This window comes from Methylobacterium sp. Leaf466, from assembly GCF_001425565.1.
In the GTDB taxonomy this organism is placed as follows: domain Bacteria; phylum Pseudomonadota; class Alphaproteobacteria; order Rhizobiales; family Beijerinckiaceae; genus Methylobacterium.
This window is the reverse complement of the sequence record NZ_LMRC01000031.1, coordinates 215785-230381: the sequence shown is the minus strand read 5'-3', so window position 1 is coordinate 230381 and position 14597 is coordinate 215785. Positions and strand designations below refer to the sequence as shown.

The 14597-nt window shown below is 69.8% G+C and carries 14 protein-coding genes and 1 pseudogene; 10 read left to right on the top strand and 5 right to left on the bottom strand.

Features of this window, described 5'->3' with window-relative positions:
* The 3 genes and pseudogenes from gcvT (at nt 1) to gcvP (ending at nt 4538) form a co-directional block, all read left to right on the top strand.
* A pseudogene (gene gcvT, locus ASG59_RS12535) lies at nt 1-1158 on the top strand (glycine cleavage system aminomethyltransferase GcvT).
* Nucleotides 1159-1187: 29 nt separating this feature from the next.
* Nucleotides 1188-1550, top strand: coding sequence for a glycine cleavage system protein GcvH (gene gcvH, locus ASG59_RS12530; RefSeq protein WP_056409178.1), 363 nt, complete (start codon nt 1188-1190; stop codon nt 1548-1550).
* Nucleotides 1551-1691: 141 nt separating this feature from the next.
* Entirely contained in the window at nt 1692-4538 is a 2847-nt protein-coding gene (gene gcvP / locus ASG59_RS12525) for an aminomethyl-transferring glycine dehydrogenase (RefSeq protein WP_056409176.1), read from the top strand.
* A 79-nt stretch (nt 4539-4617) separates the two neighbouring features.
* Here the strand turns inward: gcvP and ASG59_RS12520 are convergent, their stop codons facing one another.
* Entirely contained in the window at nt 4618-5784 is a 1167-nt protein-coding gene (locus ASG59_RS12520; RefSeq protein WP_055883065.1) for a phosphoserine transaminase, read from the bottom strand.
* 240 nt (nt 5785-6024) lie between these two features.
* Between ASG59_RS12520 and ASG59_RS20930 the strand changes: the two genes are divergently transcribed.
* Nucleotides 6025-6201 (top strand): hypothetical protein, encoded by a 177-nt coding sequence (locus ASG59_RS20930; protein WP_200944214.1) that lies wholly within the window; start codon nt 6025-6027, stop codon nt 6199-6201.
* A gap of 13 nt (nt 6202-6214) precedes the next feature.
* Here ASG59_RS20930 and flgH read toward each other — a convergent pair whose 3' ends face one another.
* From flgH to flgF, 4 genes are read right to left on the bottom strand one after another with little or no spacing between them, the layout of a single operon-like run.
* Nucleotides 6215-6964, bottom strand: a complete 750-nt coding sequence (flgH, locus tag ASG59_RS12515) for a flagellar basal body L-ring protein FlgH (RefSeq protein WP_055883067.1) — start codon at nt 6962-6964, stop codon at nt 6215-6217.
* A gap of 41 nt (nt 6965-7005) precedes the next feature.
* Complete coding sequence (gene flgA / locus ASG59_RS12510) at nt 7006-8046, bottom strand: flagellar basal body P-ring formation chaperone FlgA (protein WP_056409175.1); 1041 nt, start codon at nt 8044-8046, stop codon at nt 7006-7008.
* Between the two features lie 23 nt (nt 8047-8069).
* Nucleotides 8070-8861 carry a flagellar basal-body rod protein FlgG gene (flgG, locus tag ASG59_RS12505; protein WP_055883072.1) on the bottom strand — a complete coding sequence of 264 codons (792 nt, stop codon included), beginning with the start codon at nt 8859-8861 and terminating at the stop codon, nt 8070-8072.
* 15 nt (nt 8862-8876) lie between these two features.
* Nucleotides 8877-9617 carry a flagellar basal-body rod protein FlgF gene (gene flgF, locus ASG59_RS12500; protein WP_056409173.1) on the bottom strand — a complete coding sequence of 247 codons (741 nt, stop codon included), beginning with the start codon at nt 9615-9617 and terminating at the stop codon, nt 8877-8879.
* Nucleotides 9618-9910: 293 nt separating this feature from the next.
* Between flgF and fliL the strand changes: the two genes are divergently transcribed.
* The 6 genes from fliL to ASG59_RS12470 all read left to right on the top strand — a co-directional run bounded on the left by fliL (nt 9911) and on the right by ASG59_RS12470 (nt 14346).
* Nucleotides 9911-10414, top strand: coding sequence for a flagellar basal body-associated protein FliL (fliL, locus tag ASG59_RS12495; protein ID WP_056409171.1), 504 nt, complete (start codon nt 9911-9913; stop codon nt 10412-10414).
* Between the two features lie 96 nt (nt 10415-10510).
* Nucleotides 10511-11728, top strand: coding sequence for a flagellar motor switch protein FliM (gene fliM / locus ASG59_RS12490; RefSeq protein ID WP_055883078.1), 1218 nt, complete (start codon nt 10511-10513; stop codon nt 11726-11728).
* A 9-nt stretch (nt 11729-11737) separates the two neighbouring features.
* Nucleotides 11738-12274 carry a DUF6468 domain-containing protein gene (locus ASG59_RS12485; protein WP_056409169.1) on the top strand — a complete coding sequence of 179 codons (537 nt, stop codon included), beginning with the start codon at nt 11738-11740 and terminating at the stop codon, nt 12272-12274.
* A complete protein-coding gene (locus ASG59_RS12480; RefSeq protein WP_056409167.1) occupies nt 12271-13077 on the top strand; it encodes a hypothetical protein in 807 nt (268 codons plus the stop codon). The genes ASG59_RS12485 and ASG59_RS12480 overlap by 4 nt, the downstream gene beginning before the upstream one ends.
* A gap of 167 nt (nt 13078-13244) precedes the next feature.
* A complete protein-coding gene (locus ASG59_RS12475) occupies nt 13245-13502 on the top strand; it encodes a hypothetical protein (protein WP_156399229.1) in 258 nt (85 codons plus the stop codon).
* Between the two features lie 259 nt (nt 13503-13761).
* The gene (locus ASG59_RS12470) at nt 13762-14346 is read left to right on the top strand and encodes an invasion associated locus B family protein (protein ID WP_244475711.1); all 585 of its coding nucleotides are present in this window, start codon (nt 13762-13764) and stop codon (nt 14344-14346) included.
* The last annotated feature ends 251 nt before the right edge of the window (nt 14347-14597 follow it).

The following is a 14597-nucleotide window of genomic DNA, read 5'->3' as shown; positions in this document are numbered from 1 at the left end:
ATGCAGCCGTTTGCGGCCTCCAGTCCCGGCGATTCCGTCCTTCGGACGCCGCTCCATGCCCTCCACGGTCGCCTCGGCGCGCGCCTGGTCCCCTTTGCGGGCTACGCGATGCCGTTGCAGTATCCGGCCGGCGTCCTCGCGGAGCATCTCCACACGCGGGCGTCGGCGGGATTGTTCGACGTCTCGCACATGGGACAGATCGCGGTGACGCCGCGCTCGGGCGACATCGCCGATGCCCTGCGCGCCCTCGAGGCCCTGCTGCCGGTCGACCTGCTCGGTCTCGCGCCCGGTCGCCAGCGTTACGGCCTCTTCACGAACGAGGCCGGCGGCATCCGCGACGACCTGATGGTCGCCCATCTCGGGGATTGCCTGATCCTCGTCGTCAACGCCGCCTGCAAGGCCGCCGACGAGGCCCACCTGCGATCCTGCCTGTCGTAGGTCTGCCACGTCGCGCGCCTCGACCGGGCCCTGATCGCGTTGCAGGGCCCGGCGGCGGTCGTCGCCCTCGCGGCCTTCGCCCCGGAGGTCGCCGACATGCGTTTCATGGACGTGCGGCGGGTCGTCGTCCTCGGCGCCGAAGCGATCGTGACGCGCTCCGGCTACACCGGCGAGGACGGGTTCGAGATCTCGCTGCCCGCGGATGCGGCGGAGCCGGTCGCCCGGGCGTTCCTGGCGCAGGACGGCGTCCTGCCGGTCGGTCTCGGAGCCCGCGATTCGCTGCGGCTGGAGGCGGGTCTCTGCCTCTACGGCGCCGATATCGGGCCCGACACCGATCCGGTGGAAGCCGGCCTCGCCTGGGCAATCCAGCCGGCGCGCCGCGCCGGGGGGACACACGCGGGCGGATTTCCGGGAGCGGAGCGGGTCCTGTCGGCCCTCGCATCGGGTCCCGACCGCCGCCGCGTCGGGCTGCGGCCGGAGGGGCGGTTGCCGGTGAGGGCAGGGGCGCCGCTCTTTGCCGACGCCGACGACGATGACGCGATCGGCGCCGTCACCTCGGGCGGCTTCGGCCCCAGCGTCGGAGGCCCCGTGGCCATGGGCTATTGCCCGGCGGCCCATGCGGACGTCGGGACCCGCTTGTTCGCCGAGGTGCGCGGCCAGCGCGTTCCCGTCGCCGTCGCGACGCTCCCCTTCGTCGCCGCGGGCTTCAAGCGCCGCTGACCCTTCCTTTCCAAGCCGAGGAGCGAACGATGCTGAGATTCACCGACGAGCACGAGTGGCTGCGGGGCGAGGGCGACATCGCCACCGTAGGTATCACGGCCCACGCGGCCGAGCAGCTCGGCGACCTCGTTTTCATTGAGCTGCCGAAGGTCGGGGCCAGGCTGACGAAGGGCCAGGCCGCGGCGGTGGTGGAATCGGTCAAGGCGGCCTCCGACGTCTACGCGCCCCTCGACGGTACCGTGACCGAGGTCAACGCCGCGGCGGTGGAAGACCCGACGGTCGTGGGCGGCGCCCCCCAGGGTGCCGGCTGGCTCTACCGCATGCGCCTCGACGACCCCGCCGCCCTCGAGGCGCTGATGGACGAGGCCGCCTACGCGGCTTTCCCGAAGTAGGCGGCGCCCTCCTCCCCCACGAATCCCGCGCGTCTGCGAGATCCGCACGTCCGTCGCCCGAGGTCCGAAGGTCCGACTTGGGTGGGGGGCGGGGCGTGCGATCCACTTGCCGTCATTCCTTCCCGATCACGAGGCATCCCCATGAGCGATGACCGCTACGATCCCTACGATTTCGCCAATCGCCGTCACATCGGTCCCACGACGGCCGAGATCGGCGAGATGCTGGCGGTGGTCGGTGCGCCGAGCCTGCACGCCCTCATCGACGAGACCCTGCCCGCCGGCATCCGCCAGGCGGAACGGATCGATTTCGGGCGTTCGCTCACCGAGCGGCGGGCGATCGAGCGCATGCGCGAGATCGCGACCAAGAACCGCCTCCTCGTCTCGCTGATCGGCCAGGGCTACCACGGCACGACGATGCCGCCGGTGATCCAGCGCAACATCTTCGAGAACCCGGCCTGGTACACCGCCTATTCGCCCTATCAGCCCGAGATCAGCCAGGGCCGGCTCGAGGCCCTGATCAATTTCCAGACCCTGGTCTGCGACCTCACCGGCCTCGACGTCGCCAACGCCTCGCTCCTGGACGAGGCCACCGCGGCGGCTGAGGCGATGGGGATGGCCAGACGCATCGCTTCGAGCGAGGCCGACGCCTTCTTCGTGGACCGCGATTGCCTGCCGCAGACCATTGCGGTGCTGCGCACGCGGGCGACACCGCTCGGCTGGCGCATCGTCGTGGGCGATCCGGCCACCGACCTCGACCCCGGGGCGGTGTTCGGCGCCGTCTTCCAGTATCCGGGCGTCGGCGGGGCGATCCACGATGTCTCCGATGCCATCGCCCGGTTGCACGCGGCCGGGGCCGTGGCGGTGATGGCCGCCGATCCCCTGGCGCTGACGCTGCTGAAGCCGCCCGGCGAGATGGGTGCCGACATCGCCGTCGGCTCGATGCAACGCTACGGCGTGCCGATGGGATACGGTGGCCCGCACGCCGCCTACATGGCCACGCGGGACGCGCACAAGCGGACCCTGCCGGGACGGCTCGTCGGCGTCTCGGTGGATGCCCGCGGCAACCGCACCTATCGGCTGGCCCTGCAGACCCGCGAGCAGCACATCCGGCGCGAGAAGGCGACCTCGAACATCTGCACGGCGCAGGTGCTCCTGGCCGTCGTTGCCTCGATGTACGCCGTCTTCCACGGTCCGCGCGGGCTGCGCGCCATCGCCGACAGGGTCCATCGCGACGCCGTCAGGCTCGCACACGGCCTCGCCAGCTTGGGCTTCACTGTCGCGCCGACGCATTTCTTCGACACCATCACCGTGGAGGTCGGGGCGTTCCAGGGGCTCATCCTCCGGCAGGCGGTCGCCAACGGCGTCAACCTGCGCAAGGTCGGCAGCGACCGCATCGGGATCACCGTGGACGAGCGCACCCGGCCGGACATCGTCCAGGCGGTGTGGCGCGCCTTCGGCGGCGAGCATCTCGTCTACGACGAGGCTTGGCCGACCCCGCGCCTGCCCGCGGACCTGGTACGGACCTCCCCCTACCTCACCCATCCGATCTTCCACATGAACCGGGCCGAGAGCGAGATGACGCGCTACATGCGCCGCCTCGCCGACCGCGACCTGGCGCTGGATCGCGCGATGATCCCGCTCGGCTCCTGCACGATGAAGCTCAACGCCACCGCCGAGATGCTGCCGATCTCCTGGCCCGAGTTCTCGGAGATCCACCCCTTCGTGCCGACGGATCAGGCGGCCGGCTACCACGAGATGATCGACGACCTGTCGGAGAAGCTCTGCGCCATCACCGGCTACGACGCGATCTCGATGCAGCCGAACTCCGGCGCGCAGGGGGAATACGCGGGCCTGCTCGCCATCCGGGCCTGGCACCTGTCGCGGGGGGAGGGGCACCGGGACGTCTGCCTGATCCCGTCCTCGGCCCACGGCACCAACCCGGCCTCGGCGCAGATGTGCGGCATGAGCGTGGTGGTGGTGGGGGCGGACCCGCAGGGCAACGTCGACATCGACGACTTCCTGGCGAAAGCCGACCAGTACCGGGACCGCCTCTCGGCCTGCATGATCACCTATCCCTCGACTCACGGCGTGTTCGAGACGCGGGTGCGCGAGATCTGCGACATCGTCCACGAGCGGGGCGGGCAGGTCTACCTCGACGGGGCCAACCTCAACGCGCTCGTCGGTCTCGCCCGCCCCGGGGACATCGGCGCCGACGTCAGCCACCTCAACCTGCACAAGACCTTCTGCATCCCCCACGGCGGCGGCGGACCGGGCATGGGGCCGATCGGCGTCAAGGCGCACCTGATTCCGTTCCTGCCGGGCGATCCGCGCGGCGGGGAAGAGGGCGCCGTCTCGGCGGCGCCCTACGGCTCGGCCTCGATCCTGCCGATCTCGTGGAGCTACTGCCTGATGATGGGTGGGCGCGGCCTCACGCAGGCGACCCGCGTCGCGATCCTCAACGCCAACTACATCGCCCGCCGGCTCGAGGGCGCGTTCCAAGTGCTCTATGCGGGGCAGAACGGCCGCGTCGCGCACGAATGCATCATCGATGTGCGGCCCGTCCAGAAGAGCGCCGGCGTCAGCGTCGACGATATCGCCAAGCGCCTGATCGATTGCGGTTTCCATCCGCCGACCATGAGCTGGCCGGTGGCGGGCACGCTGATGATCGAGCCGACCGAATCGGAGACCAAGGGCGAGATCGACCGCTTCTGCGACGCCATGCTGGCGATCCGCGAGGAGATCGGCGCCATCGAGACGGGCCGGATGGACCGCCAGAACAACCCGCTCAAGAACGCGCCCCACACGGTGCAGGATCTCCTCGGCGCCTGGGAACGCCCGTATTCGCGCGAGGCCGCCTGCTTCCCGGCGGGATCGCGCGGCATCGACAAGTACTGGCCGCCGATCAACCGCGTCGACAACGCCTACGGCGACCGCAACCTGATGTGCTCCTGCCCACCGCCGGAGACCTACGTGAAGGCCGCGGAATAGCCGCCCGGACGACCGCCTCGCGCGCGCCGCCGCATCCCGGACGATGCGGCGGCCGTCGTTCCGGCCGTCAGGCCGCCTTTCAGGCCGCCTTGGCGAGCTTGGCCTTCTCCACGGCGAAGGCCCAGTCGAGCCACGGCGTCAGGGCCTCGAGGTCGGATGCCTCCACGGTGGCGCCGCACCAGATCCGCAGGCCTGCGGGCGCGTCGCGATACGCCCCGATGTCGTAGGCGACGCCTTCGGCGTCGAGGGTGTCGGCGATGCCCTTGGCCACCGCCGCGACGGCGGCGTTGCCGTGGGCGAGGACGTCGGGATCGGCGATCACCAGGCACACGCCGGTGTTGGTGTAGGTCGCCGGATCGACCGCGAGATGGCCGATCCAGGGGGTACGCGCCACCCAGTCGTGGATGACCTTGGCGTTGGCGTCGGCCCGTGCGTGGAGCGCGTCGAGCCCGCCGATGCTCTCCGCCCACGCCAGGGTGTCGAGGTAGTCCTCGACCGCCAGCATCGAGGGCGTGTTGATGGTGTCGCCCTTGAAGATGCCCTCGATCAGCTTGCCGTCCTTGGCCATCCGGAACACCTTCGGGATCGGCCAGGCCGGGGTGTTGGATTCGATGCGGGCGACCGCTCGGGGCGAGAGCACGATCATGCCGTGCGCGGCCTCCCCGCCCATCACCTTCTGCCAGGAGAAGGTCACGACATCGAGCTTGTCCCAATCGAGCGGCATCGCGAAGGCGGCCGAAGTCGCGTCGCAGATGGTGACGCCCTCGCGGTCGGCCGCGATCCAGTCGCCGTTGGGCACGCGCGCGCCGGCGGCGGTGCCGTTCCACGTGAAGATGACGTCGTTGTGCCGGGTGTCGATCTTCGACAGGTCGGGAACGGTGCCGTAGGGCGTCTGGTGGACGATGGGCGAAATCTTCAGCTCGTGCAGCGCATCGGTGACCCACTCGGAACCGAAGGCTTCCCAGGCCGCGACCTCGACGGTCCGGGGGCCCAGCATCGACCACATCGCCATCTCGACGGCGCCGGTGTCGGAGGCCGGAACGATACCGATCCGGTAGTCGGCCGGCACGCGCAGCACCGTGCGGGTGAGGTCGATCGCCTGCTTGAGCTTGGCCTTGCCCACGGCGGAGCGGTGCGAGCGCCCGAGGGCGGCGTTCTCCAGGGCCTGCACCGTCCATCCGGGACGCTTGGTGCAGGGGCCGGAGGAGAAGTTCGGCACGCGGGGACGCTGATCGGGTCGGTTCATGATGCGTCATCCTTGCAGATGAAAGCTCCTCGTTGGGGAGGAGTGGCCCGTCGTCGCCAATGAACCCGCCCCGTCGAATAAGCAAGATGCGCATCGCCTCGCACCGTAGGGCGGCTCGTGCCTGCGCCAGTGGGCCGCCGCACGATCTCGGCCCAACCACGGCGTCACAAGCTCGGCCGGAGGAACATTGATTCCTCGTTCCGGCTTGCCCGTAGAGACAGTCTTTACAGGAAGCCCATCATGAACAGCGACGTCCTCATTCCAGTCCTGGCCATCGCGACATTGGCCATCGTCATCGCGGTCGCCCTGTGGCAGCGGGCCCGTGTCGCGCAATCCAAGAACGATCCCAAGCGGTCGGCCTTCACGCAAGCCCATGGCGAGGCCCCGCGTCCGAACCGTCCGGGCACCGAGCACTGAGCGCGGGCGTCGATCAGAACGGCAGCAGCACGTCCACGAGCTGCTGACCGTAGCGCGGCTGCTGCACGTCGGTGATCTGGCCGCGGCCGCCGTAGGCGATGCGTGCCTGGGCGATCTTGGTCGATTCGACCGTGTTGTCCGACTCGATGTCCTCGGGTCGGACGACGCCGGCCACCACGAGCTCGCGGACCTCGAAGTTGATCCGGATCTCCTGCTTGCCCTCCACCACGAGATTGCCGTTGGGGAGGATCTGCGTGACGATCGCCGCGATACTGGTGGTGACGGTCTCGTTGCGCTGGACCGATCCGGCGCCTTCGCTCGTCGTGTCGGAGGTGCCTCTCACGAGCGACGACGGGTCGATGCCGGCAGCGAGGACGGCCTTGTTGCTCTCCAGGCCGAAGGCGTTGGGAAGTCCGACGTTCTCGGAGTTGGTGCGCGACCGCTTGGTCTCGTTGTTGAGGTTGGCCCTGTCGGTGACGTTGACCTTGACGGTCACGAGGTCGCCGATCCGCGCCGCACGCTGGTCCTTGAAGAACGCCCTCGAGCCGGTGCGCCACAACGAGTTCGGCGCATAGGACACCGGCTGCACGTCCGGCATCGGCAGCCGCACCGGCTTGTAGCCGGCCTGGGCGGTGGGGTCCTCGATGGCGGAGAGCGGCGGCGTCGCCCCGATCTGCGACAGGCGGTCGACGGTGTTGCAGGCACCGAGGGCGGCGCAGGCGACGAGGATCGCGGCGGCGCGGATCGAACGGGATGCGGTCATCGGACTACCGGATGGGAGGACAGCGAAGGGCATCGGGACCGTCAGCGCGCCGGATCGAGGGCGGCACTGGCCTGGCGCACGGGGGCGGCCGACCCCACGGAGACACGGCCGGGACCGATCACGGTGCCCGTCACCACCTTCTTCGAGATCGGGTTGGTGACGCCGACCATGCCGCCGAGCTTGCCGCTCTCGTTGGCGAGGCCGCGCAGGGACAGGTTGAGGCCCGGGCTGTCGAAGACCAGGGTCACCGCCTCGCCGCGGGTGACGAGATCGGGCGGGGCCACGTCGCCCGAGCGCAGAACGGCACCGGCGCTGAGGGTCCGTAGCGCCACTTGCCCGAAGAGGTTCGCCGTTCCAGCCTGGGCGTCGGCGGGCGTCGCCTCGCGCGGACGCCGCTCGATGGCGACGTCGGCCGCGGTCACGGCTTCGCCCCGGTTGAGCGCGCGGCCGAGCACCACGACCTCGCGGATCTCCACGATCTGCCCGGACACCCGCAACGAGGCCTGGCGGTCGCCGAGCGTGATCAGCGCCGCCACCCGCTTCAGGCGTGGGTCGTAGGTGAGGTCCATGGCGGTCGCCTGCCCGTCGAGGTCGAGCGGCGCGAGCAGGACCGGCGATTCCCCGTCGAGGCGCAGGGCCAGGCTGCGGCTCTCCAGGCCGTAGCCGGATTCGAGGGCGCGCTTGATCGCGGCCTCGATCTCGGTGGCGCCGACGCGGCGGGCGGCCCTCTGGACCGCCACCTGGACGCGGCCGCCGGTCTCGATCTCGCCGAGCCCGAGCCGGGCCACGGCCTCGGCGATGCGCCGGGCCTGGATGGTGCCGAATGCGCCGAGCGCCGGTGCCCGGAACAGGGGGTGGCGCGCCGCCTCGGCACCCGCCCCCTCGAGGAGGTCGCCGAGCATCAACACGTCGCCCTTGGCGGTGACGTCGCCGCGCAGCCGCAGCCGGGCCGGCTCGGCCAGGACCGGCAGCGCGATGAACCCGAGGATCGCCAGCGCCAGCAAGGTGCGCAGCACGACGCCCGCCCCCAGGGGGATGACGCGGGGACGACGGACCTGCCGGACGGGCTTTAGGACGTACATGGCGGCAACCCTCAACAAAGCGATCAGCTACGGAACATCTGCGAGGTGGTGGAGAGCATCTGGTCGGCGGCGGTGACGACCTTGGAGTTCATCTCGTAGGCGCGCTGGGCCGCGATCAGCGACGAGATCTCGGTCACCGCGTTGACGTTGGCCTCTTCGAGGTAGCTCTGCTGCAGGTTGCCGAAGCCCTCCGCCCCGGGCAGGCCGGTGATGGCGGGGCCCGAGGCCGCGCTCTCGACGAACAGGTTGTCGCCGATGGATTCGAGGCCGACCTTGTTGACGAAGCGCGAGAGCTGGAACTGTCCGAGCGCCTGAGGCGCGGTCTGGCCCGGCACAGTCGCCTGGACCGCGCCCTGCGCGCTGATGGTCACGCTGGTGGCGTTGTTGGGCACCTGGATGCCGGGATCGACCAGATAGCCGTCGCGGGTGACGAGCTGCCCCTGCGCGGAGAGGTCGAACGAACCGTCGCGGCTGTAGGCGAGGCGGCCGTCCGGCATCGTCACGCGGAAGTAGCCCTCGCCGCGGATGGCGACGTCGTAGTCCTTCTCGGTGCTCGACAGCGTGCCCTGCGACATCACCCGGGCGGTCGAGGTCGTCTTGACGCCCGAGCCGATGGCGAGGCCGGCGGGAAGCTGGGTGTTCTGGTCGGAGGTCGAGGAGCCGGCCCGGCGCAGGTTCTGATAGAGCAGATCCTGGAAATGCGGCTGCTGGCGCTTATACCCGGTGGTGCGCAGGTTGGCGATGTTGTTGGAGATGACCTGGACGTTGAGTTCCTGGGCCGCCATGCCGGTGGCGGCGGCGTAGAGGGCGCGCATCGCTCAAAGCTCCTTTTAAGCGACGTCGGCGAGGCGGCGGATCGCCGTGCCGCGCAGCTCGTCGAGGCGGGACACGATGCCCGAGACCATCGTGTAGGTGCGGTTGACATCCATGAGGCGGGTCATCTCGATGACCGCCTTGACGTTGGAGCGCTCGAGCGCCCCGGACTCGAGGCGCCCCGCGAGGCCGGCCGGCCGGGGCGGTGAGTCGGCGGCATAGAGGTTGGTGCCCTCGTTGCGCAGTGCCTGCGGGTTGGCGAAGGTGACGAGGCGCACCCGGCCGCGGATGCCGAGGTTGGTCGAGACCGTCCCGTCCGGGCCGATGGCGATTCCCGTCTCCTGCGGACCGATCTGGATCGGGCCGCCGTCGCCCTGCACCGGATAGCCGTCGCTGGTGACGAGGGTGCCCTGCGCGTTGGTCTCGAAGGCGCCGTTGCGGGTGAAGCGGTCTCCGGCGGGGGTCCGCACCACCAGGAAGGCCTCGCCGCGCACCGCCACGTGGAGCGGGTTGCCGGTCTGCTCGATCGGCCCCTGGGCGAGGTCGAGGGCGGTGCCCTGGTCGATGACGTAGGAGAGGCGCCGGTCCGGCCGCTGGAACGAATCCGCGCTCGCCACCGGCATCAGGTACTCCTGGAAGCGGCTGTTGCGCGACTTGAAGCCGTTGGTGGAGACGTTGGCCATGTTGTTGGCGATTACCTCCAGCTCGCGCTGGAGCGCCATCTGGCTCGAGACTCCCACGAAGAGGGCGTTTTGCATCGGTCGACCAAGCCTCAAGCCGCAGCGGCACCAACCATCAGCGCATGGGCCGTGCCACGATCGGCCGATCCAATTTCCTTCGCTTTATGAATGGTTTGATGGACGTCCGAGGTGAAACGGAGGGTAGACACCCCGGTGCCTACGGCAGATCCGACCCGGCAGCTTTTGCCGCCTTAACGACACGTTAACCGTCACGATCGATATCTTGAGCCTCGGAGCGGGCGCGGTGTGCCTCGCACAAGCCGGCCTCCTTAATCGGTCGGCATCGTTCGTTTCGTCCGGAGGCGCGTCAGATGGCCAAGAAGCCGAAGAAGGCCCCCGCCGAGGGCGATGCCGGTGAGGGCGAGGGCCCGGTCAAGTCGAAGAAGAAGCTCATCGTCATCGCGGCTGCGGTACTGCTGCTTGCGGGCGGCGGCGGCGGTTTCTTCCTCATGAAGAAGAAGTCCGCCGAGGCGCATCCCGACCCGGCCGCGGTCGTCAAGGTTCCGGTCGTCTTCCTCGACGTGCGCGAGATGCTGGTGAACCTCAGCAGCGAGCCCGGCCAGGACAAGGCCCGCTTCGCCAAGCTCAGGATCGCCCTCGAACTGAAGGATGCGAAGGTCGAGGGGGAGGTAAAGCCCCTGATGCCGCGCATCGAGGACACCTTCCAGGTCTACCTGCGCGAACTGCGCGCCACCGACCTCACCGGGTCGGCGGGCATCTATCGCCTGCGCGAGGAGCTGCTGCGCCGGGTCAACGTCGCGATCCATCCGGCCCGCGCAGAGGCCGTTCTGTTCAAGGAAGTGGTGGTCCAGTGACGACCCTCGCCATGGCCCGTGCCGATCTCCATCCCCTCGGACCGATCCGGTCCGAGCCCGTGACCTGAGGCCCGTCGGAGCGCAGTCGAGACAGCCATGGCCGGACCCGGAGACGAGATCGAAGAGGACGATTGGGCCGCTGCCTTGATCGAACAGAACAACGAGGGCGGGGGCGACTCCCTCGCCGACGAATGGGGTGCGGCTCTCGCCGAGCAGGGCACCACCAACACCTCGGGCGACGTCGCGGCCGAATGGGCGACGATGATCGAGGACGGGGAGACCGACAATCTCCCCGAGCTGGCCGGCAACGACCGCATCCTGAACCAGGACGAGATCGACGGCGTCCTCGGCTTCTCCCTGCGCGAGCTGTCGGCCTCGGGTGCCGGCGGCGTGCGTGCCATCGTCGATTCGGGCGTCGTCCAGTACGAACGCCTGCCGATGCTGGAAATCGTCTTCGACCGGATGATCCGGTTGTTGTCGACGAGCCTGCGCAACTTCTTCCAGGACAACGTCGAGGTGACGCTGGACAACATCACCTCGGTGCGGTTCGGCGACTACCTCAACGCGATCCCGCTGCCGACCCTGCTCGGCGTGTTCCGGGCCGACGCCTGGGAGAACTCCGGCCTCGTCACGGTGGAATCGAACCTCGCCTATTCGACCCTCGACCTGCTCCTTGGCGGCAAGCGCGGCGGCACCTCCACCCGCCTCGACGGGCGCCCCTTCACGACGATCGAGATGCAGCTCGTCCGTCGGCTCGTGGAGATCATCCTCACCGACCTCGAACTCTCGTTCCAGCCGCTCTCGCCGGTGCGCTTCGCCATCGACCGGATCGAAACCAACCCGCGCTTCGCCACCATCACCCGGCCAGGCAACGCCGCGATCCTGATCAGCCTCAAGCTCGACATGGACGGGCGCGGCGGACAGCTCCAGATCCTGTTTCCCTACGCCACCATCGAGCCGATCCGTGAACTGCTCATGCAGAGCTTCATGGGCGAGAAGCTCGGCCGCGACCACGTCTGGGAAAGCCACCTCGCCACCGAGATCTGGCAGGCCGATGCCCAGATGGACGCGGTGCTGCACGAGATGATGCTGCCCCTCAAGAAGGTGCTCTCGCTCAAGGTCGGCGACACCATCATGTTCGATACCAAGCCCTCCGACCTCATCACCGTGCGCTGCGGCGACTGGGCCCTGACGCAGGGGCGGATCGGACGGATCGACGACAACATCGCGGTCCAGTTGACGCGCCCCCTCCGGCGCTCGCGGACCACGCTCCAGGCCTTCGAGGCCTCCATGAACAACCGCAACGACGGGTGAGCCTGCGCCATGAGCCTCCTCGTCACCCTCACCGCCGACATCCTCGTGGCGATCCTCCTCGTGGCGACCATCGTCTCCTCGATGCGGCTCAGCCGGCGCATCACCAAGCTGAAGGGCGACGAGGCCGCCCTGCGCCAGACCATCGGCGACCTCGTGACCGCGAGCGCCACCGCCGAGCGCGCCATCGCCGGCCTGCGCGCCACCCTCGACGAATGCGACCGCACCCTGGCCGAGCGCCTCGGCACCGCCGAACGCTACGCCGCCGACCTCTCGGCGCATGTGGAGGCGGGGCACGGCGTCATCGCGCGGATCGCGGCCATCGTTTCCAACGCGCAGCCGGGCCGCCCCGTCGATGTGCCCGCGCGCGCGCGGGAACCGGAGATCGCGGTCGCACCCCGCGCCGTCCCGCGCTCCGTCCCCGCGGTCGTGGACGCGCCGGCCCTCCCTCCCGCCAGCCCGAACGGCGAGCGGATCGGCGTCGCCGCGGCGGCGGCCCTGGCCATGTCCGAGCGTGCCCTCGGGCGCCTGCGCAGCCGCGCCGCATGACCTCGCCGGTCCGCCTGTCGGCGCTCAAGCCGCCGCGCCCCTTCCGGCTCCGGCTCATCGACGCGGTGACCCTCGCCGCCGCCGGGCTGCTCGTCCTGAAGCTGTCGGCCATCGCCGTCGAGGATGCGCCCCCGCCGGGACCGCCGCCGGCCGGGACGCCGCTGCCGGATTTCGCCCGCGTCCTCGCCAAGGCCCGCACCGGCTACGAACCCATCGACCCGACCACCACCGGTTCGGTGACGCCCAAGGAGGAGCCGCCCGCCATCCTCGAGGTCAAGCAGGAGCCGCCGGGCAAGGCACCCCCGTCGCCGCCGCCCGAGGCGATCCCGGCGAGCGAGCGCGCCATCCTCGAGCGTCTGGGGACCCGCCGCGACGCCCTCAAGCAGCGCAGCGAATCCCTCGACCTGCGCGAGCAGATGCTCGGCGGCGTCGAGAAGAAGCTCGAGGACAGCGTCCCCGTGCTCCAACGCGGCGAGGAGACGGGGGAGGGCGGACCGGCCCAGCGGGCCGAGGCCGAGCGCGCCGCCTTGAAGAACATCGTGACGATGTACGAGACCATGAAGCCCAAGGATGCGGCGCGGGTGTTCGACCGGCTCGGCCTCGACGTCCTCGTCCCGATCGTCGTCGCCATGAACCCGCGCAAGATGGCCGAGGTGCTGGCGCTGATGCAGTCCGAACCGGCCGAGAAACTCACCGTCGCCCTGTCGGCGCGCGCGCGCGGCGAACGGCCCGCAGCCGTCGCCCAGCCCGCGGCGGGTCTGCCGGCCAACGAACTCCAGGCGATCGAACCGCCCGCCCGGTAGAGCCTTCCGGCTCAAACTGTTGCGCGAAGACAACAAGGATGCGTCCTGCGGGAACCCGACCGTCGCCTGCGTAGCCGGCCGCCGTGCTGCCGGCTTGCGATCCGCCGCCGAAGGGCGCTTATTCGACCGACCGCGGTACTCGGCCGCGGGCGGACGGGGGCGTCGGCGTGTCGGTCTTCCACCTGCGGATTCGTTCGCCGGACACCACCATCTGGTGCGACGGCAACGCCCTCGAAACGACGGATCTCGCCGTGGCCGTGACCATCGCGGACCGCCTCGCCCTGGCCTGCCGGCGTTGCTCGGACGCCTGTCGCGACGTCACCGCCGGATGGAGCATCGACATCATCAGCGAGTGTGGCCAGATCTTCTACACCGCGCGGGTGGCGTGGGCCTCCTCGCTGACCAGGGGCTGCGCCGTCCACTAGCCTGGTCGCGCTTGCGGCCACCGCCGTGGGGCCTGTGTTGCGAAGGCCGGGTCGCCCGGCTAGAGCGGGCGAGGATTTTCGTCGTACGGCCGGCACCGGATCGACGCCGCCACCCGGGACCGGCGCAGGCGCCGCCCTCGCTCGCAAGGCCGGTCCGACGATCGATATGGCCGCCTTGTCCCGCCTTCGGATCAAGGATTCCATGACGTCGTCTCGCTGCCTCGCCCACGGCCTCGTATCGGTCATCCTTGCCGTCTGGATGGTACCCGGCGCCCTCGCGCAGGAGATCCAGGAGGCGCCCGAGGCACCTGCCGCGGCCGCCCCCAAGCCGCGGCCGCGCAAACCCCCGCCGAAGGCTGCGGCGCCCGAAAAGCCCGCGTCCGTCAAATCCGTCTGGCCGGAAGGGGCCAGCGCGATCAGCGAAAGCTACGGCGACTGGACGATGACCTGCGCCCGTCCCGAGGGAAAGCCCACCTGCCTCGTGACCCAGGCCCAGGGCAACGCTCGCACCGGCAAGCGCGAATTCGTCATCGAACTGAAGCCGCCGGTGGAGGGCCGCGCCGAGGGCACCATCCTGATGCCGTTCGGCTATGCGATCGAGCCGGGCATCGGCTTCAAGCTCGACGAAACGGTGCTCGGCAAGGGCGCCCCCTACGCCCTCTGCACGCTCGACGGCTGCCTCGTGCCGATCAGCCTGCCGACGCTCGCCACCGACACCATGAAGACGGCCAAGACGCTCAGCGTCAGCGGGATGAAGCAGGACGCCAAGGAGCCGACCGTGATCGCCGTGCCGTTGGCCGGTTTCGGGGCGGCGTTCGCCAGGGCCATCGCCTTCTCGGGGTGATCGTCTTTCTTCTCCATCCGCCCCCCGAACGAAAAAAGCCGCCCGGAGGCGGCTTTCGATCGATCATATCATTTCCTGTACCTGAGGGCTGGCCGTGGTTTGATGCGGCTTGGGCGTCCGGCGATCTGACGGTTTCCAGGTCTGTCGGGATGAGATGTGCTTTGCCATCGTGGCGCGACCGTCGATCGGCGCGATCCCGGACGCCCTGTGTGCGTACTCCGAACAGTCGGGTGGGCTCCGCTCCGGCGGGT

Coding starts and splice junctions, on each gene's coding strand:
- ASG59_RS20930 (WP_200944214.1), top strand. CDS start 6,025: ATGAACAGCGACGTCCTCATTCCAGTCCTGGCCATCGCGACATTGGCC.
- flgH (WP_055883067.1), bottom strand. CDS start 6,964: ATGACCGCATCCCGTTCGATCCGCGCCGCCGCGATCCTCGTCGCCTGC.
- ASG59_RS12520 (WP_055883065.1), bottom strand. CDS start 5,784: ATGAACCGACCCGATCAGCGTCCCCGCGTGCCGAACTTCTCCTCCGGC.
- ASG59_RS12470 (WP_244475711.1), top strand. CDS start 13,762: ATGGTACCCGGCGCCCTCGCGCAGGAGATCCAGGAGGCGCCCGAGGCA.
- flgG (WP_055883072.1), bottom strand. CDS start 8,861: ATGCGCGCCCTCTACGCCGCCGCCACCGGCATGGCGGCCCAGGAACTC.
- fliM (WP_055883078.1), top strand. CDS start 10,511: ATGGCCGGACCCGGAGACGAGATCGAAGAGGACGATTGGGCCGCTGCC.
- gcvP (WP_056409176.1), top strand. CDS start 1,692: ATGAGCGATGACCGCTACGATCCCTACGATTTCGCCAATCGCCGTCAC.
- gcvH (WP_056409178.1), top strand. CDS start 1,188: ATGCTGAGATTCACCGACGAGCACGAGTGGCTGCGGGGCGAGGGCGAC.
- ASG59_RS12480 (WP_056409167.1), top strand. CDS start 12,271: ATGACCTCGCCGGTCCGCCTGTCGGCGCTCAAGCCGCCGCGCCCCTTC.
- flgA (WP_056409175.1), bottom strand. CDS start 8,046: ATGTACGTCCTAAAGCCCGTCCGGCAGGTCCGTCGTCCCCGCGTCATC.
- ASG59_RS12485 (WP_056409169.1), top strand. CDS start 11,738: ATGAGCCTCCTCGTCACCCTCACCGCCGACATCCTCGTGGCGATCCTC.
- flgF (WP_056409173.1), bottom strand. CDS start 9,617: ATGCAAAACGCCCTCTTCGTGGGAGTCTCGAGCCAGATGGCGCTCCAG.
- fliL (WP_056409171.1), top strand. CDS start 9,911: ATGGCCAAGAAGCCGAAGAAGGCCCCCGCCGAGGGCGATGCCGGTGAG.